The following is a 19891-nucleotide window of genomic DNA, read 5'->3' on the forward strand; positions in this document are numbered from 1 at the left end:
GTGCGTGGTCGCTCGTCCGGTGGGGGTCATTGGTGCGCGATCGCTTCGATCGGCAGATCGTGTTCTGCGGCGAATTCGGTCCAATGCGCCGTCGGCTGCGCGGCGAAGGCCCGTTCGAGCTCCTCATGCTCGGACCCGAGCTGCGTGGCCAGGGCACGCGCGAAGTGCGGTTCGATGCACGCGACCGCAACGTGCCCGTCGGCGGTGGCATAGGTGCGATAGAACGGAGAACCCCCGCCGAGGCGGCTGCCCGGAGAGCTCAATCCGTGCCGTGCCGGCCCTGCCGCCCAGGCCGCCGCCTCGTCGAGGACGACGAGTCTGACGATTCCGCCGCCCGTTCCGCTTCCTGTTCCGCCAGTGCGTTGGTCTCTCTGGCGCAGACCGGCCAGGGCGGCCACGACTGCGTTCTCCGAACCGAGGACATCGGCGATCGGAACGGTGGGCATGGTTCCGGGGACGAGGGTGGAGTGGGCGGCCTGATAGGTGAGGTCGTGTCCGGGCACATCGGCGCGGTCACCGGCGAAGCCGACGATCTCGACGTGGACCAGGCCGTGGCGTTCGACGAGTTCGGGCAGGCCGAGCGCGGCTGCCGCGCGCGGCCGCATGGCGGTGAGGACGATATCGGCCTCGGCGGCGAGGCTCTCGAGGCGTTCGCGGCCGGCCGGATCCTTGAGGTCGATGGTCACGATCTCCTGCCCGGCGGACAGTTCCTCGTAGTACTCTCTGGCCGCTGCGTCCAATGGATCGCCCTGGGGCGGCTCGACCTTGATCACGCGGGCGCCCATCGACTTCAGCCGGGCGGCGGCCAACGGTCCCGGCAGGTTGACGGCCAGTGTGATGACGGTGACGCCGTCGAGCGGCTCCCGGTCGTGCATTCTGTCTCCTCATATGCCTGAGAACTGCGCTTTTGAATGAATGTACAATACATTGAAAAGGTGTTCAATAGTCATCGTGTAAGAATTGACTGCGCAACACCACAACGAAAGAGATGAGGACCGTGACGGAATCACGCGGCGCCGAGGCGGCCCGCACAGGTGCAACGGGAGATCACCTCGGATTCGGGGAACAGGACCTCACGAGTCGCGCCCGAATCCGCAATGCCGCACTCGAGCAGTTCGCCTCCCACGGCTTCGCCGGCACTCCCCTGCGCGCCATCGCCTCCGAAGCCGGAGTGGCCATCGGGCTGATCTCCCATTACTTCGGCTCGAAGGCCGGTCTGCGGGAGGCGATTGAGAGCTGGATCGTCGAGCTCTTCGAGGCAGCCATCGACTCCGCCGACGCACAGACGGCGGGATCGGTCGCCGGCGCCGCCGCACGTGATGCCGCGGTCGCGCAGATGCTGAACGATCACCCTGCGGTCCTCGCCTATCTGCGCCGCGAGATCCTCGAACCACCAGAGAACCGCACGCTGATCACACGCCTGAGCACGGCTTCGAAGAAGAGCGTCGACTCGATGCGCGCGACCGGGCTCGCTTCAACCGATCGAGATCGGGTCGAACAGGTCGTCACCGTCATGGTCCGCCAGCTCGGCAAACTGTTCATGCAGCCGCTCATCGATCAGATCGTCGACGCATTCCCCGAAAACGAGCGCCCGGCAGTCCGCCCGGAGCTGACCATCGAGGTCTCCACCGCCCAACGCTGACCATCGGGGCCCTCGCTCAGCCCGGGGCCGCCTCGGCGAGCATTCGCGCCCACGCCCCTCACCTGCGCGGACAGTGATCCGCCCCTGCATCGGGTTGTGCCCTGTCGCACGTTCCCGTACATTCACAACATAGGACATCATACGTCTTACGTGTCGGTCCTCTATGTCAGATGGGACTTCCGCTCGCAATCACGCCTGCGCCGGTCCCCTACGTTCATCCACGTGAGGAGGGAGCATGGACGCTCCGGGACTCGGCGGCCTCAACTGGGCCGTGATCATCATCTACCTCTTGGCCACCCTGGGCATCGGAGTCTGGTTCACCAGACGAGCCAGCGGAGGAACAGAGGAGTTCTTCAAGGCCAGCGGGCGGATTCCGGCTTGGGCGGCAGGCTTCTCCATCTACGCGACGACGCTGTCGGCGATCACCTATATGTCCACGCCCGAGCAGGCATTCCTCACCGACTGGTCCTATGCGGCCGGCAATATCGCGATCTTCGCGATCGTCCCGCTGCTCGTGATCTTCTACATCCCGTTCTTCCGCAAACTCGACGTCACCACGGCGTATGAGTACCTCGAAGAGCGCTTCGGCCCAAGCATCCGCGTGCTCGGCTCGGTGCTCTTCGTCCTCTTCCACATCGGCCGCGTCGCCATCGTCATCTATCTGCCGACCCTGGCCATCAGCTCGGTCACCGACATCAACCCCGCGCTCGTCGCCGGAGCCGTCGGCGTGCTCTCAGTCGTCTACACCTTCCTCGGCGGCATCGAGGGCGTCATCTGGTCCGATGTCGTCCAGGGCATCATCCTCCTCGTCGGTGCCGCGGTCATCCTCGTCTTCGGCATCATGGCCCTCGACGGCGGCCTGGCCACCGTGGTCTCCGACGCCGCGGCCGATGACAAGTTCATCTCCGCCGACAACTGGAAGTTCGGCGGAGCGGCAGCAGCCATTCCGATCGTCTTCCTCGGCTCGGTCTTCAACAACCTGCACCAGTACACCGCGAGCCAGGACGTCGTCCAGCGCTACCAGACGACGGATTCGCCGAAGTCGACGGCACGGTCGCTCATCGTCAACGGCTTCCTCGCTCTGCTGACGATCCCCCTGTTCTACGGAATCGGCACCGTCCTCTACAGCTTCTACCAGCACTCGGAGGCGCTGCCGGAAGGCTTCAACACCTCGGCGCTTGTGCCCTACTTCGCGGTCACCGCTCTGCCGGCAGGCGTCTCGGGTCTGCTCATCGCCGCGATCTTCGCCGCTGCGCAGTCGACGATCTCCTCGAGCCTCAACTCGATCTCGGCGTGCGTGACCGTCGACATCCGCGACCGGTTCTTCCCGCCCAAGGACGGTCAGCCCCGCACCGGGGTCGGCTTCTCCCGCGCCGTCATCGTCATCGTCGGCGCTCTGTCCGTGGGCGTCGCGCTCTACCTCTCGGCGGCCGATCAGGCCCAGACCTGGGACCTGTTCCTCGCAATCACCGGACTCTTCGGAGTCCCGCTGGCAGGCGTCTTCGCCCTCGGCATCTTCACCAAGCGGGCGAACACTTCGGGAGTGCTCGCAGGCCTCCTGCTCGGTGCCGCACTGGCCTGGGTCGTCCAGGAGAAGGCCGGCCTGACACCCTTCGCAGTCTCGACCGTCGCATTCATCGGCGCCATGGTTTTCGGCTACCTCATCTCTCTGATCACCGGAGCGATGCAGCGCGGCCGCAGCGACCACGATGTGCTGCCGCTGACGATCTACGGAAAGCGCTCGGCCTACACTCGCCGAGTCCCCACCGATCCTGCCCGGACGGTCGCCGCATCCGCGGCCGCTGCCCCCGCGGTCTCCGCCGACTCAGCCCCGACGGTCGGATCGGATCCGACCGAGACCGGGGCCGCCTCGGCGAGCAACAACAAGTACGACAAGTAAGGACACGACCATGACTGATTTCCACGGCATCATCCCCCCGCTGCTGACCCCGCGCACCGCGGACGGCGAGATCGACCGCGCCGGGTTGGCCGCCCTCGTCGACCACCTCGTGGCCGGCGGGGTGCACGGAATCTTCGTGCTCGGGTCCTCCGGCGAAGTCCCGTACCTGACGAACGCCGAACGTGACCTCGTCCTCGAGACCGCGATCGAGGCGGCAGCCGGTCGGGTCCCCGTGCTCGTGGGCATCAGTGAGCAGACGACGACCCGGGTTCTCGAAGAGGCCGACCGCCTGCTGACCATCGGCGGTGACGCCGCCGTCGTGACCACGCCGTTCTATGCCCTGTCCGATCCCGCCGAGGTGGAGCGCCACCTCCGTGCGATCGCCGCCCATATCAGCGTGCCCCTCTTCGCCTATGACGTGCCCGTACGCACGCATATGAAGATGCCGCTCGACGTCCTCGTCCGCCTCGCCGAGGAGGGTGTCATCGCCGGGGTCAAGGACTCCTCCGGTGACGACGTCGGCTTCCGCCGTCTGCTGCTCGCGACGAAGCACCTGCCGGGCTTCGCCGTGTTCACCGGCCACGAGGTGGTCACCGACGGTGCGATGCTCGGCGGAGCGGCGGGCATCGTCCCCGGACTCGGCAACGTCGACCCCGCCGGCTACGTGCGCATATATGATGCCGCGAAGGCCGGCGACTGGCAGGCCGCGGCCGCCGAGCAGGATCGGGTGGCGCGCCTGTTCGACATCACCGGAGCCGCCGCCCCGGGCCGCGTCTCCGCTGGAGCGGCGGGCCTCGGAGGGTTCAAGACCGCACTGCAGCTCATGGGTGTCATCGGCTCGAACCGGATGGCGGAGCCGATGGAGGCCCTCGACGCCGCCGAGACCGAGCGCGTCCGCGAGATCGTCGCCGCCGCAGGGCTGCTGTGACCCCGCCCGCCACTGTCGCCGTCGATGTCGGAGGCACGAAGATCCGTGCCGGTTCCGTCATCGACGGACGTCTTGCGCATGTGCGCAGCGTCCCGACGCCCGCGACCACAGGTGCTCGAGCGGTTCTCGACACCATCGCCGAGGTGGTCGCCGCCGTCATCGCGGAAACGTCGGGTTCGGGTGGCGACGAGTCCGGTTCAGGTGGCGCTGAGTCAGCTTCGCGTGGCATCGAATACGGTGGCGGGATCGCCGGTCCCGGCGGGGCCGGGTCGGGTTGCGACTTCGCGTGGCGGATCGGCGTCGGGTCCGCCGGGGTCATCGACCCGGCGACGGGCGTCGTCGTGTCCGCGACGGATTCGCTCGCCGGGTGGGCCGGCACCGAGCTGACCGCCGAGCTCACCGCTCGCACCGGCCTTCCCGTGCGCGCGGTCAATGACGTACATGCTCACGCCCTCGGCGAGGCGGTCGCCGGGGCGTCGCGCGACGCTCGGAGTTCGCTGCTCGTCGCGGCGGGCACGGGCATCGGCGGCGGATTCATCACCGATGGGCGCCTGCTGACCGGCAGAAATTCCGCGGCCGGTCATATCGGTCATGTGCCTTCGGCCGCCGCGGCCGGACTGGCCTGCCCGTGCGGCGGCACCGGCCATGTCGAGGCCATCGCCTCAGGCCCGGCGATCCTCGACACCTACCGGCGCTTGGCCTCTGAATTCGTCGAACCCGGCTCCCCCACATCGACCCCCGCTCATGCGACGCCACCGTCGTCGAACCCGGCGACAGCGCCCTGGAACACCCGAGAACTGGCGGCAGCCGCCTCGGCGGGGGATGCCTTGGCGCTCCGCGCCTTCGACGCGGGGGCACGTGCCCTCGGATCGGCACTCGGCGGGATCGTCAACGTCCTCTCCCCCGACCTCGTCGTCATCGGCGGCGGGCTCGCCGAGATGGACACGTCCTGGTGGAGCCCCCTCCGCGCGACCTTCGCCGCTGAACTCATCCCTGCCGCCTCCGGAACCCCTCTGGTGAAGGCAGAATTGGGGCAGGACGCCGCGCTCATCGGCGCCGCCGGCCTCTGGAATGACGAGCCTGGCGAAACGCACTGAGACGCTGCCCCTCCGCCCCCACCACCGCACCGACGAACGCACCGAACGGCCAGAAGAAGGAGACTCACTGATGCTGTCGAAGACCGAGATCCTCGAGGCGCTGCGGGGACGGCTCATCGTCTCCGCGCAGGCGTATCCGGGCGAGCCGATGCGCGATCCGAATACGATGGCGCAGGTGGCGGCCTCGGCGGTCATCGGAGGCGCGGCCGCCGTGCGGGTGCAGGGGCTCGGAGATATCCAGTCCACACGCTCGGCGGTCGACGTCCCCATCATCGGGCTGTGGAAGGACGGCAGGGACGGGGTCGTCATCACGCCGACCTTCCAGCATGCCTATGCCGTGGCGCTGGCCGGATCCCACATCGTCGCCCTCGACGGGACACGGCGGGAACGGCCCGACGCACTCAGCCTGGCCGAGACGGTCACTCGCCTCCACGAACAGACGAATGCCCTGGTCATGGCCGATTGCGGCAGCCTGGACGATGCTGAGGCCGCGGTCGAGGCCGGTGCCGATATCGTCGGCACGACCTTGGCCGGCTATTCGGGCGAACGGGAGAAGACCGACGGCCCCGACCTCGAACTCATCGGCGCGATCCGGGCCGCCGGCCTGCCCGCGATGCTCGTCGCCGAGGGCCGGATCCACACCCCCGCCCATGCCGCCGCGGCGCGCTCAGCCGGTGCGGACGCCGTGGTCGTGGGCACCGCGATCACCCATCCCGCGACGATCACCTCATGGTTCACCGAGGCGGTCGAAGGTTAGGAATCCGCATAGCCGAGGCTGTGCCCGCCCCAGCCGGCCGCCTGTGCCCGCCCGGGCCGGCTGCCCGAGCCGGGCCGAAGACGCTCAGAGAGTCTGCCATTCGGGCTTGTTGTCATACGCGTGACGGTAGTAGTCGCCGAGCTGCAGCCGGGAGGCCGACGCATCATCGAGCAGCACGGTGACGTGCGGATGCATCTGCAGCACGGTCGCCGGCCACATCGCCGAGATCGGCCCTTCGACCATCTGATGCACGGCCTCGGCCTTGTTGCCGCCGGTCGCGACGAGCACGAGATGTTTGGCTTCCATGATCGTGCCCATCCCCTGGGTGAGGCACAGCTTCGGCACCTGCTCGACGTCGCCGTCGAAGAACCGGGCGTTGTCCAGCCGCGTCTGGTGTGTCAGGGACTTCACCCGCGTCCGCGAGGCCAGGGATGATCCTGGTTCATTGAACGCGATATGGCCGTCGGTGCCGATCCCGAGGATCTGCAGGTCGATTCCGCCCGCCTCGGCGATCGTCCGCTCATAGTCCGCCGAGGCGGCCGCCAGGTCATCGGCCGATCCGTCGGGTCCGTGGACGGCTCCCTCGGCGAAGTCGACGCGGGTGGCGATCTCGGTGTCGATGACGTTGCGATAGCGCTGCGGATGGTCGGCGGCCATGCCGACGTATTCGTCGAGCATGAACGCCTGCGCGTGGGCGAACGAGAGCCCCTCGTTCTTGTGGCGAGTGGTCAGCTCATCGTAGATGCGCAGCGGGCTCGATCCGGTGGCCAGCCCGAGGACCGGCGCGGATTCGGTGCGCAGCAGGCGCTCGATCGCGTCGGCGGCGAGTTCCGCCAGCGTGTATTCGTCGGCGATGACGACTTCCATGTGGTCTCCTTCGGCATTCTGCGCTCTCTGGTCTGCGTTGTGCAGTCTGCGTTCGGCAGTCTGCACTCGGCGTTGCCCCTATCGGCGGCGTGGGCGTTGTCCTTCAGTCAATCATTTCTGCTCGAGGGCCCGCATGATCGGCTCGTAGTGGGCGGTGATCGCGGCGCGGAAGGCCTCGGCATCGCCGGATTCCGCCGCTTCGAGCATGAGCCCATGGGCCTGCGCGGTCTGCTCCAGGTCGGAGGCCACGGCCACATTGAGCTTGGGCAGCACGGCCGTGTGCACGTCCCAGAACGCGGCGACGAGTTGGCCGACGAGCGAGTTTCCGAGTTTCGCGAGCAGGCCGGTGTGGAAGGCGCGGTCCTGCTGCGGGAAGGTCCTGCCGGCGGCGGCGAGCGCGGTCATCTCCTCGACCAGGGCATAGAGTTCGGAATTCTCCGTGCCCTTGAGAGCGGCGACGATCTGCTCGGACATTCCGTGGTCGAGGGCCTTGCGCACTTCGACGACATCACGCAGCGCGTCGAGGTCGTCACCGGGGCTGAGCACACCGCGGAACACGAGGGCTTCAACGAGGGCGTCAAGCGTCATCTCGCCGACATAGGTGCCGTGACCGTGGCGGACGTCGACGATGTCGAGAGTCGAGAGCTTGCGGATGGCTTCCCGGACGTTCGAACGCGAGACGCCGAGGCGGCTGCACAGTTCACCTTCGGTCGGCAGCAGATCCCCCGGTCGCAGACCATCGGAGAGGATGAGATCCTTGATTCTGTCTGACGTCGTCATCTTCCGGCCGGTCGCTGTCGCCTCCGCCATGATCACCTTCCTCTGGTCGTTCCGCACTGAGTCTCCACGCTGAGCCTCCAGTATACGTCTGACATCAGATGTGTGGTGGGTCGTTGTTCGCTGTCGAGATGCATGAGCGGCCGCGGCAGCTCGAGCCACTCAGTACCGTCAATCGGCCTTGACGTGTGCGGAAGTCCCTCCGGCCACTAGGGTGGTAGTCACAGGCGGTCGCTCGGCGGCCGGAAACTACGACGCATTGGAGCACCCATGACTGGATTGGTGGCCACGTTCGCCATAATCATCGTCATCCTCGTCATCGCCGTTCTGCTGTTCGGCAAGCTGCGCACCAGCATGTTCTTCACGGTGAAGACGCAGGAGAACGTCATCGTCGAACGGTTCGGCAAGTTCAAGAAGGTGGCGAAGCCGGGCCTGAACACGAAGGTGCCGTTCATCGAGACGACGAGCCGGCCGATCTCGCTGCGCGTCCAGCAGCTCGAGGTCAACATCGAGTCGAAGACGAAGGACAATGTCTTCGTCACGGTTCCCGTCGCCGTCCAGTACGTCGTCGAAGAGGACAACGTCGCCGACGCATACTATCGCTTGGCGAATTCCGAGGAGCAGATCCGCTCCTATGTCTTCGACACCGTGCGCTCGGCACTGTCCGGTCTGACCCTGGACACGGCGTTCGAGTCGAAGGACGATATCGCAGAGAACGTCGAGCGCCGGCTGTCGGAGTCGATGAAGCGCTACGGCTTCAAGATCGTGAGCACCCTGGTCACGGACATCACCCCTGACCCGAAGGTGCGCGATTCGATGAACTCGATCAACGCCGCGCAGCGTGATCGCGTCGCCGCGCAGTCGCTGGCAGAGGCGGACAAGATCAAGCGCGTGACTCAGGCCCAGGCGGAATCCGAGGCGATGCGCCTCCATGGTGAGGGCGTCGCGGCTCAGCGCAAGGCGATCGCGACCGGCATCGCCGAGCAGTACGCGAAGCTGCAGGAGGTGGGCATCGACAAGACGGCCGAGCAGCTGCTGATGATGACCCAATACTTCGACACGATGCAGAACGTTGCTCAGGAGGGTCGGTCGAATGTGCTGTTCATGCCCTCGAACCCGGGCGGCCTGGGCGAGATGGGCCAGGAGATCCGCAACGCCCTGTTCGCCGCCAACGCCGTCGAGGACGGAGCGACCTTCACAGCACCCGAGAGCCGGTACACCTCGAGTCACCGCTCGGAGCAGGCCGGCGTTCCGCCGCAGCCGTCGAACCCGCCGAGCTCGGGCGACTCCGGGCGGTCGGGGAATGACGGCGGTTCAGGTCATGACGGCAGGTCGGGCGGCTCGGGTCAGACGCTCGGCCAGTCCGTCCGTTCCGCAGCCCAGTCCGCGCGGGAGGCTGCTCAGCAGTGGAAGAACGGCCAGCAGCCGCCGCAGTGATCGAGAGCGGAACCTGGCAGCCGAAGCGGCACCGCAGCTGACCGAACGCCGGCGGTGAACACCCGAAGTGCCGCAGAGCCGAGGGGCGGGCGAAGTGTGAACTACGTCCGCCCCTCGGCTCTGTTCACCTCGATCTCCATCCACCGTTCACCTCGATCTCCATCCACCCTCATCGCCATGATTGGTTGTGCACAATTGAATTGTGTGCAACCATTTCTTCTATGAACACGCTCGACCTCGACAGGCAGCTCTGCTTCGCCCTCTATTCGGCATCGCGTGCAATGACCGCGTCATACAAGGATCTGCTGGCCGAGCTAGGCATCACCTATCCGCAGTATCTGGTCATGCTCGTGCTGTGGGAAGAGGACTCCGAGGCCGGGGCTGTCACGGTCAAGCACCTCGGCGATCGCCTGCAGCTCGACTCGGGCACGCTCTCTCCTCTGCTCTCACGACTCGAATCGATCGGCTTCGTCTCTCGGCACCGTTCCGCCGAGGACTCCCGCAGCGTGTTCATCCGCCCGACGCCTGAGGGCGTGGCAGCCAAAGAGCGCGCCGAATGCGTACCGGCCCGCATCGGCGAGCGCACACATCTCGACCCCGGCGCAGTGCCGAAACTGGTGGAGACCCTGCGCACGCTGGCAAGCAATCTCCGCAGCGAGCCTGGAGCAGCCAGCAGCGCCGCCACGACTGCCGGGCCCACAGCCGGCCTCGGCTCGGTACCCGCACCCTGAATCCTCAACGCACCACCAACGGAAGGAAAGATCATGAAAGCTCTCTACACCGCAGAAGCACTGGCCACAGGCGAAGGCCGCGACGGCCACGGACGCACGAGCGACGGAAAGGTCGATGTCGATCTCGCGACTCCGACCGAGATGGGCGGCAGCGGCAACGGCACGAATCCCGAACAGCTCTTCGCCGTCGGCTACGCGGCCTGCTATCACTCAGCGCTGCGCCTCGTGGCCGGTCAAGCCAAGGCGAACGTCGACGATTCCACGGTCGGCTCACGCGTGAGCATCGGCAAGGACAATGAGGGCGGGTTCCAGCTCGCCGTCGAACTCGAGGTCACACTCCCGCACCTCGACAAGGCCGAGGCCCAGGCGCTGGCCGACAAGGCCCACAAGGTGTGCCCGTACTCCAACGCCACCCGCGGAAACATCGACGTCACCATCACCGTCACCGACGACTGAGCGGCAACGCGGCCGCCGGTGTCGGTCGGCAGCCCTCCGACGGCCGACCGACGCCGGCGCGCCGGCGCGGGCCACGACCTCCGGCCGCAACAACAACTGAGGGGCGGGTGAAGATCTCTCTTCACCCGCCCCTCAGTACCGTTCGGATTCAGCAGCCGGCCCGCAGGCCCTGCCCCACCCAAACCTCAGCTGACGTCAGCGGAGACCAGCGGACGCATGCGACTATCAGCTCGACGCTCTCAGCTCAGCGCTTGGCCATGGCTTCCAGCGCGGACTTCTCGACCGCCTCGGCGACGGCCGGAGCGACACGGGAATCGAGCGCACCGGGCACGATGTAGCCGGGCTCGAGGTCATCGCCGACGAGATCGGCGATCGCACGAGCGGCGACGAGCTTCATATCGTCGGTGATCTCATTGGCATCTGCGTCGAGCGCGCCGCGGAAGATTCCGGGGAACGCGAGGACGTTGTTGATCTGGTTCGGGAAGTCGCTGCGCCCAGTGGCCACAACGGTGGCGTACTTGGCAGCGACGTCGGGGGCCACCTCGGGGTTGGGGTTCGACAGGGCGAAGATGATCGCATCGTCGGCCATGTTCTCCAGATGCGCCTCGTCGATGGTGCCGCCGGAGACGCCGATGAAGGCATCGGCACCGTCGAGGGCTTCGCCGATCCCGCCGGAGATTCCGCGCGGATTCGTCGACTCGGCGAGGAACTGCTTGGTCTCGGACAGGTCGGAGCGGCCGGACTCGACGACTCCCTTGGAATCGAGGACGACGATGTCCTTCACACCCGCGTCGGCGAGGATCTTCACCACGGCCACACCGGCGGCACCGGCGCCGGAGACGACCACACGGACGGACTCGAAGGACTTCTTCACCACGCGCAGAGCGTTCGTCAGAGCAGCGAGGACGACGACGGCGGTGCCGTGCTGATCATCGTGCATGACGGGAATGTCGAGGGCTTCCTTCACCCGGTCCTCGATCTCGAAGCAGCGCGGAGCCGAGATGTCCTCGAGGTTGATCGCTCCGAAGGTCGGTGCCATGCGGATGATGGTCTCAACGATCTCGTCGGTGTCATTGGTGTCGAGCACGATCGGGATCGCGTTGAGTCCCGAGAACGACTTGAACAGGGCACACTTGCCCTCCATCACCGGCAACGAGGCGGCCGGGCCGATGTCACCGAGGCCGAGCACGGCCGATCCGTCGGAGATGACCGCGACGAGTCGACCGGTCCACGTGTGCGTGCGCGCCAGCTGCGGTTCGTCCTTGATCGCGGTGCACACCTTGGCCACGCCCGGCGTGTACGCGATCGAGAGGTCGCGTTGGGTCTGGAGCGGTGAGGTGAGCTCGGCGGAGAGCTTGCCGCCTTCGTGTGCCTCGAAGATCTCGGCGTCGGTGATCGGGCCCTTGGAGCCCTGGTCGGAAGCGGCGGAGTTGTGAGCGGTGGTCGTCATGGTTGATCCTCATGGTTGATGCGGCGGCGGTCCGTGAGCGTGAGGTGCTCGTGAGTTCTGGGACTCGAGAGGTCCGGGGACTCGTGAGTCTTCGGGGACTCGTAGGTCCTTGGGGCCTCTTGAGTTCCGTGAACTCAATGATCGGTGTTCACCGTGTTCGGTGAGCATTCTGTTCGGTTATCGGATCATCGGCGCAGCCGGCAGTGATCGTCTGGCCGTCGGCCGGCGCGGACACGGTCGACCGTGAGCGCAGGCGATGGTCTGGGCGAAGAACTGGTCACCAGTGAAGGATGGTGCGGTGACGTCGACGCGACCCGCGACGTGCCCTAGGTGAAGGGCGACGCGGTTTCGCGCAGTGCGAATACGGCTCGCATGTGGCGAGTACCGACCTCATGGGTCGCATCCGGCAACTCGAACATCATAACCGAAGCTGTGATCCGTTTCACCCGAAAATCCAACCCTCGCCGAGGTGGCCCCACCTTCAGGTGGCATGTTCTCCAGACCTTTGGACCACCGTAGGGTGCACCTTGAGGTGCACCGTAGGGTGGTGCTGTGGGGTGGTGCTGCTGGGCCGCTCTCGACAGGCCGGGATGGTCCAGGTCTCCGATCACGGCGATAGCGCTGCAGGCATCTTCTTCACAGCGGTGGCGCCTCCGCCTCCCGCTCCACCTGCTCTCGCCGCACCGCCTGCCCCGCCAACTGAGACAGACCTGCCTCGAGAAGGCTCATTCACACCGATACCGCGTCTGACCTGCTCAGACATTGCCTATCGCTCTTATGTCAGTGCCGAGTGCAATGATGATCAGATAACCGAAGAACCTAACATGAGAACTCGAAATATATTCGAATCTTCTATTGTGTTTCTATTGTATATGTCATTCTGATCATCTACTATAGAGTTAACAGCTTTTCAAATCAGCACCACTTCCCCGACAACGAAGTCCGAGGCAGGTGAAAGAGCAATGAAGGGCACCACCAACCGTTCGACCCCCGATCAGACCGAAGAACCGGGCGTGACACAGCCGTCGCCCCGATTCGCCATCCGCTTCGAATCGAGCATGTCTCGTTTCGCCGAGAACGCCGTCGCGTCCGACCGCGCCCATTTCTCGCTTCTCGAGTCAGTCTCTTCAGTCGTCCTCGAGCAGGTTTTCATCGGCTTCGATTTCCCCGTTCCCGAGGGCTCCGAACCCTTCCGCTGCGAAACGATCGCAGAATCCTTCGACCGTCGCGCCAGAGAGTCCGAACAGAGCGCCGGACGCGACAGCGAGGAGTCGGCTGAACCATCTGAGTCGGCGCCCGAGACCTGCGCCAATGACGCATCGTCGCCCACCTCCACATCAGTAGTGCCCTATGACGCCGACTTCGCCCGCCGGCAGTTGAAAAAGGCGGCCGAGTCCGATTCGAAGGAACTGCCCGAATTCCCCGAGCTCGATGACGGCGTCTGCTTTTCGAAGTGGGTCTATGACTATGTCGACGCTGAGGATCTCGTCGAGATCTCGACGATTTTGGGAACCAACACTGCTCGCACCTACCGTCAGCTGACCGGCGCAATGACGATCTTCTATGGTCTCCCCCGCTTTGCCGATCGAGTTCGCGCAGGCGAGTTCACCCAGGCTCATGTCGACGTGGTCTCCCGCCAATGTGCCGATGTCGCGTTTGACTACCTCCCGAAACTCGATATCTTCCTGGCTGCCAGACGCGCCGACATCACCTGCGAGACCTTGCGCCGGGACCTGGCGAAGATGATCGCCCTGCTCGTTCCACGGGTCGACAACACCGAGCTCGCCACCAAACGTCGTCGCGTCGGCGTCGAGGGTTTCAAGGACGGCTCGGCTTGCCTGACCGTCAGCGGCCCTTCGGCTGAGATCTTCGCCTGCTACAACCGCATTCAAGGCATCGCGCTTGCCGTGCACGGCAAGAACAAGTCGGCGTTCAATCTGCCCGTGGGGGTTGAGATCAGCGATGACCGGTCTATCTCGCAGCTCGAATACGACCTCTTCACCCGACCCGTGCCAGAACTCAAGGTCAAGGTCATCTCGGTCGACCCGATCACGGGAATCCAAACTGCCAAAGAAACGTCGCTGCTCGATGCCGACGGCGAACTCATTCCGGACATGGACTGCGATGACGCCGTCGCTGGTTTCGCCAAGGACGTCGCTTCGGGATCCGCTGACAGCACGGAGTCAACTGACAGCAATTCCTCGCAAGTCGGGTCGGCTGGACCTGCTGCTTCTGTCGGTTCCGATGAGTCCACCGGGTCCGCATTCCGCTGCGACGGCGAGGATGAGGATACTGCCGGACCCGTTGAGTATTTCGTCAAGCTGCGCATGCCCACCAGCAGCCAGTGGCTGTCGCATCAGGCCGCCACCGTGGTGACCGTTCCGTTTCTCACGCTCACCGGAGACTCGGATCTGCCCGGCACCTTTGCCGACGGTTCCCCGGTACCCGCCGAGGTGGCCCGCAACATCGCGGGCCGTTCGAAGAGCATCCAGCGGATCCTCACCGATCCCGCTACCGGCACTCCCCTCGACGCTAAGGCGACGACTTACCAGGTCCCCAGAGATCTTCGGAAGACCTTGATCGAGCAGTGGACGGTGTGCACCGTTCCCGGCTGCTCGCGTCGGGCTGAGAAGTCAGAGATCGACCATGTCGTTCCGTTCTTCCAACTGGATCCGCTCAAGGGCGGTCTCACTCGGTTCGGAAACCTGCATCCGCTGTGCAAGAAGCATCATTCGTTGAAGACCGCCGGCCGCCTTCGGGTCACTATGCCCAAATCCGGTGAGCTCGACTACGAGTTCAAACACGGGATCTCGACCACTGTGTCCGCGCCCGGGCAGCCGATCAACGTTGCGCAAGCGCTCGAATTCGATGCCCTGGGACGACTGGGTCTCAAGCGGTGGAAACTGCCCTGGTCTATGGTTCCCGCCGCACCGGCGGTGCTCGAGCTCATGCCCGGTGAGTCGACGATCCGCCAGCGCGACGAAGAGAAACGCTGCCGAGGGGAGCGCGAAGCTCGACAGCGGCGCCTGTCGGAGGCGTTCGAGAGGCAGCAGGCCGAGACCCGGAGGCTGCGGCTGGAACGCTGCCTCAATTGGGAGAAGTCTGCCCACCAACCTTGCCTTCCCGCAGGAAACAACCCCGCGGCCAGAAAACAGCTGACCGGAAACTGGTATGCGGGCTACCGCGCTCAGATGGCCAAGATCAATACGGAGCGCGCACGCCTTCGGAAAGAGAAACTGCGCGAGAAGAAGGCCGCCGCGGCCCGAGACGCCGACGTCGTCGCTCGGGAGCGGGCCGCCATCGCCGAGGCACTCGCCGATGTTGCACCGAGGTACTCCCAGGACAGCTCAGGAGCCACCGATCCCTGGGATTCCCGCTACGTACCCGACCGGATCAATTGGGACCACGACCTCGAGGTCGATCCCCCGCCGTTCTGACACCTTTGTACCGCTCAGCAGCACCAGAGTGTCCAGAAACCGCCTGACATCAGTGGGACACACCGAGTCAATCGCGGTTACCCCTCTTCTGCCACGGCTGCTCCCGAGGGCTGATTGCGATCCATTCGGATGGACGCCTTATTCAGTTCAATGGGGCGTAGACTCAGGCTATTGAACGATCACTCAGGAACGACCGAAGATCGGTCAAGTTTCCGACGATAGCTAGAAGAAGAGGAAAACATGAGTGTGCTCTATCTGGTCCGGCACGGACAGGCTTCGTTCGGCACCGATGACTATGATCGGCTGTCTGATCTCGGCAAGGAGCAGAGCCGCATCACCGGACGCTTCCTCGGCGCACAGGGCATCGAGCCGGACAGGATCGTCCATGGTGAGATGCTGCGGCAGCGCCAGACGGCCGAAGGCCTCCTCGAGGGCATGGGCCTGAGCATGGATGCCCATGTCGACTCCGGGTGGAACGAGTACGCCGCGTGGGAGCTCACCGGTGTGCTCGACGATGTCGATCCTCGTGCCAAGCACGATTCGAAGATCTTCCAGGGCGAACTCGAACGCGGTGCCGCCCGCTGGGCCTCGGGCGAACACGACGAGGACTATACGGAGACCTACAAGCAGTTCACTTCACGCGTCGAACGCGCCCTGGATGATGCCGTCGCCGCCATGGGGTCGGGGCAGTCGACAATCGTTGTCTCGAGCGCCGGCGCCATCGCGTGGACCGCCGCCCGCCTGATCGGCGGCGGTTTCGACCAGTGGATGGCATTCAACCGGGTGACCATCAACACCGGCATCACGAAGATCATCACCGGCCGAGGCGGCACCAGCCTCATCTCGTTCAACGACCACGGTCACCAGGATCCGAAGAACGCCACCTACCGCTGAGGCGATAGGGACCCGAACCGGCGATTCAGTCGGCCGCGGCCTCTTCTGAACGGCCGTGTTCGACCCCGGTGGGGATCCCGACCACAACCGGTTCCGCAGGTCCGCAGCATCCGCCTGCGTCCGGTGCGCCTGCCGTGGGCAAGTCGACAGAACCAGGCTTGCCGGTCGGCGCGTCACACGAAGATCCGGCGTCGGTCGAACACACGCCGGTCTCCGGCAGGACGAGCTCGACTCGGTCCGCTGCTTCGTGGTCCCCTGCAATTGCTGCGACGACGGAGCGGACCTGCTCGTAACCGGTGTACATGAGGAACGTCGGAGCTCGCCCGTAAGACTTCATGCCCACGATGTAAAAATTCGGCTCGGGATGCCCCAGCGCCCGGGCACCATGCGGCGGGACCGTTCCGCAGCTGTGATATTCGGGATCGATGAGCGGCCCCAACTGCTGCGGAGCCTCGACGATTGGGTCGAGGTCGAGTCGGATCTCACGTAGGAATCCGAGATCAGGGCGGAAGCCGGTGGCCGGCACGACCCGGTCGGCGTGGAGTGTCACCGGTTCGCCGTCGGTTTCGGCGGCGATTGCGTCATCACCGCCGGTGCTGAAACCTGTGATCGTCGTCGACGCATGTACATCAATGACACCCGTCTCGACGAGGTGGCGAAGCCGCGCCCCGAGCGCACCGCGTGCGGGCAGACCGTCCTTGTCCTCTCCGCCGTAGACGGATGCCGGGTCTGCGCGCCTGAGCACCCAGCCGATTCGCGTGTCCGGGGATTCCTCTCGCAGTTCGGCCAGAGCCAAGAGCGTGTTCGCCGCCGAATGCCCTCCTCCGACGACGAGCGTCTTCCGCCCGTCGAACTTCTCGCGATCACGACCGACGACGTCGGGCAGAGGCGAGGTGACGAACCCGCTGCGACGGGCCTCGACTTCGCCGGGCGCTGCGAGCCCGGACTGCCCGATCGGGTTCGGGCTCTCCCATGTCCCCGAAGCGTCGATGACCGCCCTGACCTGGAAGTCCGCCGTAGTTCCATCGGAGTTCTGAGTGCGGACGAGGAACGGGGTCGATCCACGCTGCGATGTTCCGGTGCGGTCCTTGCCGACACGGCTCACTGCCACAACCCGGGTGTTGGTGAGGATGGCGTCACGGAGCTCAGCAGTTTCCGCAAGGGGTTTGAGGTAGTCGCGAATGAGCTCGGCACCCGTGGGCAGGTGGTCTCCGACGGGCTCCTGCCAGCCGGTGGCCGCCAGTAGACCTCGCGCCGCCTCGTCGATGTTGTACTTCCACGGAGAGAACAGACCGATATGGCCCCATTCGGCGACTGCCGCGGCCGGGGTGGGTCCCGCCTCGAGAACGAGCGGGCGGATTCCGCGGGTGACCAGGTGAGCGGCGGCCGCGAGGCCGACCGGTCCTGATCCGATCACGACGACTGGCAGATCGGCGAGCGGTTTGTCAGTCATGGAGGGCATCCTCGGTGGGTTGAGGTGATTCCGTGGTCGATGTGCCGGGCTGCGCCTCGGTGTCGGGGACGAGGTCGGCGATCAGCGCCTCCACGCGAGACCGGATGTCATCACGAATCGCCCGCACCGACTCGAGGTTCTGCCCTGCGGGATCATCCAGATCCCAGTCTTCGTACCGTTTGCCGGGAAAGATCGGGCAGGTGTCGCCGCAGCCCATGGTGATCACGACGTCGGAGGTGCGCACTGTGTCGGCGTCGAGCAGCGTGGGACTGTTTCGGGTGATGTCGATGTCGAGCTCTCCCATCGCATCGACAGCAATCGGATTGAGCGTCTCGGCCGGTGCACTGCCCGCGGACCGGGCTTCGATCTGCTCCCCGCCCAGCTCGCGGAGGAACCCGGCGGCCATCTGGGACCTGCCTGCGTTGTGCACGCAGACGAAGAGGACGCTCGGCTTGTCGATCGGTGTCGGACTCATACTCGGTTCACTCCTTGGTCGGAGGCGGATGGGAAGAATCGTGGTCGTGCCCACAGCGCGACGTAAACGAGAGCGACGAGGATGGGCACTTCGATGAGCGGACCGACGACTCCGGCCAGTGCTTGTCCGGAGGCGACGCCGTACGTCCCGATCGCCACCGCGATGGCGAGTTCGAAGTTGTTGCCGGCCGCAGTGAATGCCAGGGTCGTCGTCTTCTCGTAGCCCAGCCTCAGCGCCTTGCCGATGATCATCCCGAACGCGAAGACGACGACGAAGTACACGAGCAGGGGCAGGGCGATGCGGGCGACATTGCCCGGATGAGAGGTGATCTCGTCGCCCTGGAAGGCGAAGAGCAGGACGATGGTGAAGAGCAGTCCGTACAGTGCCCACGGCCCGATCTTGGGGAGGAACCGGTCTTCGTACCACTCGCGTCCTTTCGTCTTCTCCCCCACAGTGCGGGTGAGGAAGCCGGCGAGCAGCGGGATACCGAGGAAGACGAGAACGCTGAGGGTGATCGCCCAGAAGGAGAATTCGCTGCTGGTCGTCGGCAGGCCCAGAAGATCCGGCAGCCACTGCAGGTAGAACCAGCCGAGGAGGCCGAAGGCGAGCACCTGGAACACCGAGTTGATCGCGACGAGCACGACAGCGGCTTCACGGTCCCCGCAGGCCAGGTCGTTCCAGATGAGGACCATGGCGATGCACCTGGCCAGGCCGACGATGATGAGTCCGGTGCGGTATTCGGGCAGGTCGGGAAGGAACAGCCACGCCAAGGCGAACATGAACGCGGGGGCTGCCAACCAGTTGATGACCAAGGAGGTGATCATGAGCTTCTTGTCGGCGAGCACGCGTCCGGTCTCGTTGTACCGGACCTTCGCGAGCACCGGGAACATCATCACCAGCAAGCCGATGGCGATCGGCAGGGATACGTCGGCGACCTTGACCGAGTCCAAGGCCTCTGCCAGGCCGGGCACGAGCCTGCCCAACAGCAGACCCAACGCCATGGCGCCGATGATCCACAGCGGCAGGAGTCGATCCAGCGTCGACATCTTCGCCGCCACCGGCGAATCGGTGTGGGCAGCAGCCGTGGAGTGCATGGTCTTCCTTGAGGTCCTGGTCGGTTCTGCGCCGCACTCTTGTGCCGACGCATTGAAGTTCTTCGATACGATAGGACCACAAGGCATCGACAAATGTCAATGTATGCGCATAATGGAAGAGTGACCACACAACCCGCACTCTCTCCGACCGAGGCGGACGTCTGCTGCCCGTCGCTGACCGTCTCGCCGTTGAGCCTCGATGACGCTCAGGACTTCGCGCGCATTCTCAAGTCAGTGGCCGACCCGACCCGGTTGCGTCTGGTCTCCCTCATCGCCGGGCACGAACAGCAGGAAGCGTGCGTCTGCGATCTCACCGAACCCGTCGGACTCGGACAGCCGACCGTCTCCCACCACTTGAAGATCCTCGTCGACGCCGGGGTCCTCCGTCGGGAGAAGCGCGGCGTCTGGTCGTACTACTCGCTCGAGGTGAACACATTGAACCGTCTCTCCGAATTCCTCTCCCCCGGCTGAGGCGGCGCACGGGTAGGACTCTTTC

18 protein-coding genes are annotated in these 19891 nt (G+C 65.3%); 11 read left to right on the plus strand and 7 right to left on the minus strand.

Annotation, left to right across the window (positions count from 1 at the left end; translation table 11 throughout):
* Positions 1–26 precede the first annotated feature (26 nt).
* Positions 27–875 carry a CoA transferase gene (locus BEP01S_RS00330; RefSeq protein ID WP_062239172.1) on the minus strand — a complete coding sequence of 283 codons (849 nt, stop codon included), beginning with the start codon at positions 873–875 and terminating at the stop codon, positions 27–29.
* Between the two features lie 122 nt (positions 876–997).
* Here BEP01S_RS00330 and BEP01S_RS00335 point away from each other — a divergent pair, with 122 nt between their 5' ends.
* From BEP01S_RS00335 to BEP01S_RS00355, 5 genes are all read left to right on the plus strand, one after another.
* A complete protein-coding gene (locus BEP01S_RS00335) occupies positions 998–1642 on the plus strand; it encodes a TetR/AcrR family transcriptional regulator (protein WP_244881999.1) in 645 nt (214 codons plus the stop codon).
* 235 nt (positions 1643–1877) lie between these two features.
* Positions 1878–3542: a sodium:solute symporter family protein gene (locus BEP01S_RS00340; protein ID WP_083532396.1), complete on the plus strand. Its 1665-nt coding sequence runs from the start codon at positions 1878–1880 to the stop codon at positions 3540–3542.
* A gap of 10 nt (positions 3543–3552) precedes the next feature.
* Complete coding sequence (locus BEP01S_RS00345; protein WP_062239176.1) at positions 3553–4470, plus strand: dihydrodipicolinate synthase family protein; 918 nt, start codon at positions 3553–3555, stop codon at positions 4468–4470.
* Complete coding sequence (locus tag BEP01S_RS00350) at positions 4467–5567, plus strand: ROK family protein (RefSeq protein ID WP_062239179.1); 1101 nt, start codon at positions 4467–4469, stop codon at positions 5565–5567. Before BEP01S_RS00345 ends, BEP01S_RS00350 begins: the two co-directional genes overlap by 4 nt.
* A gap of 70 nt (positions 5568–5637) precedes the next feature.
* Positions 5638–6324, plus strand: a complete 687-nt coding sequence (locus BEP01S_RS00355; protein ID WP_062239432.1) for an N-acetylmannosamine-6-phosphate 2-epimerase — start codon at positions 5638–5640, stop codon at positions 6322–6324.
* Positions 6325–6408: 84 nt separating this feature from the next.
* Here the strand turns inward: BEP01S_RS00355 and nagB are convergent, their stop codons facing one another.
* Together nagB and BEP01S_RS00365 are read right to left on the minus strand one after the other, a co-directional pair.
* Positions 6409–7191 carry a glucosamine-6-phosphate deaminase gene (gene nagB / locus BEP01S_RS00360; RefSeq protein ID WP_062239435.1) on the minus strand — a complete coding sequence of 261 codons (783 nt, stop codon included), beginning with the start codon at positions 7189–7191 and terminating at the stop codon, positions 6409–6411.
* Between the two features lie 111 nt (positions 7192–7302).
* Complete coding sequence (locus tag BEP01S_RS00365) at positions 7303–8001, minus strand: FadR/GntR family transcriptional regulator (RefSeq protein WP_062239438.1); 699 nt, start codon at positions 7999–8001, stop codon at positions 7303–7305.
* 237 nt (positions 8002–8238) lie between these two features.
* Between BEP01S_RS00365 and BEP01S_RS00370 the strand changes: the two genes are divergently transcribed.
* The 3 genes from BEP01S_RS00370 (at position 8239) to BEP01S_RS00380 (ending at position 10592) form a co-directional block, all read left to right on the plus strand.
* On the plus strand, positions 8239–9405 hold the full coding sequence (locus BEP01S_RS00370; protein ID WP_062239182.1) for an SPFH domain-containing protein: 1167 nt from the start codon (positions 8239–8241) through the stop codon (positions 9403–9405).
* A gap of 221 nt (positions 9406–9626) precedes the next feature.
* On the plus strand, positions 9627–10136 hold the full coding sequence (locus tag BEP01S_RS00375; protein WP_062239187.1) for a MarR family winged helix-turn-helix transcriptional regulator: 510 nt from the start codon (positions 9627–9629) through the stop codon (positions 10134–10136).
* Positions 10137–10169: 33 nt separating this feature from the next.
* Positions 10170–10592 carry an organic hydroperoxide resistance protein gene (locus tag BEP01S_RS00380; protein ID WP_039209212.1) on the plus strand — a complete coding sequence of 141 codons (423 nt, stop codon included), beginning with the start codon at positions 10170–10172 and terminating at the stop codon, positions 10590–10592.
* A gap of 244 nt (positions 10593–10836) precedes the next feature.
* On the opposite strand, the gene BEP01S_RS00385 is transcribed toward BEP01S_RS00380, so the two are convergent.
* Positions 10837–12042 carry an NAD(P)-dependent malic enzyme gene (locus BEP01S_RS00385; RefSeq protein WP_062239190.1) on the minus strand — a complete coding sequence of 402 codons (1206 nt, stop codon included), beginning with the start codon at positions 12040–12042 and terminating at the stop codon, positions 10837–10839.
* A 962-nt stretch (positions 12043–13004) separates the two neighbouring features.
* Here BEP01S_RS00385 and BEP01S_RS00390 point away from each other — a divergent pair.
* Positions 13005–15479 carry an HNH endonuclease signature motif containing protein gene (locus BEP01S_RS00390; RefSeq protein WP_062239193.1) on the plus strand — a complete coding sequence of 825 codons (2475 nt, stop codon included), beginning with the start codon at positions 13005–13007 and terminating at the stop codon, positions 15477–15479.
* A 240-nt stretch (positions 15480–15719) separates the two neighbouring features.
* Positions 15720–16373, plus strand: a complete 654-nt coding sequence (locus BEP01S_RS00395) for a histidine phosphatase family protein (RefSeq protein ID WP_062239196.1) — start codon at positions 15720–15722, stop codon at positions 16371–16373.
* Positions 16374–16398: 25 nt separating this feature from the next.
* On the opposite strand, the gene BEP01S_RS00400 is transcribed toward BEP01S_RS00395, so the two are convergent.
* From BEP01S_RS00400 to arsB, 3 genes are read right to left on the minus strand one after another with little or no spacing between them, the layout of a single operon-like run.
* Positions 16399–17826, minus strand: coding sequence for an FAD-dependent oxidoreductase (locus BEP01S_RS00400; protein ID WP_062239199.1), 1428 nt, complete (start codon positions 17824–17826; stop codon positions 16399–16401).
* Positions 17819–18301: an arsenate reductase ArsC gene (locus BEP01S_RS00405; protein WP_083532397.1), complete on the minus strand. Its 483-nt coding sequence runs from the start codon at positions 18299–18301 to the stop codon at positions 17819–17821. The genes BEP01S_RS00400 and BEP01S_RS00405 overlap by 8 nt, the downstream gene beginning before the upstream one ends.
* Positions 18298–19395 (minus strand): ACR3 family arsenite efflux transporter, encoded by a 1098-nt coding sequence (gene arsB, locus BEP01S_RS00410; RefSeq protein ID WP_062239202.1) that lies wholly within the window; start codon positions 19393–19395, stop codon positions 18298–18300. Before arsB ends, BEP01S_RS00405 begins: the two co-directional genes overlap by 4 nt.
* 120 nt (positions 19396–19515) lie before the next feature.
* Between arsB and BEP01S_RS00415 the strand changes: the two genes are divergently transcribed.
* Positions 19516–19866, plus strand: coding sequence for an ArsR/SmtB family transcription factor (locus BEP01S_RS00415; protein WP_062239204.1), 351 nt, complete (start codon positions 19516–19518; stop codon positions 19864–19866).
* Positions 19867–19891: the final 25 nt, after the last annotated feature.

Source organism: Brevibacterium epidermidis NBRC 14811, from assembly GCF_001570805.1.
Classification (GTDB): Bacteria; Actinomycetota; Actinomycetes; order Actinomycetales; family Brevibacteriaceae; genus Brevibacterium; species Brevibacterium epidermidis.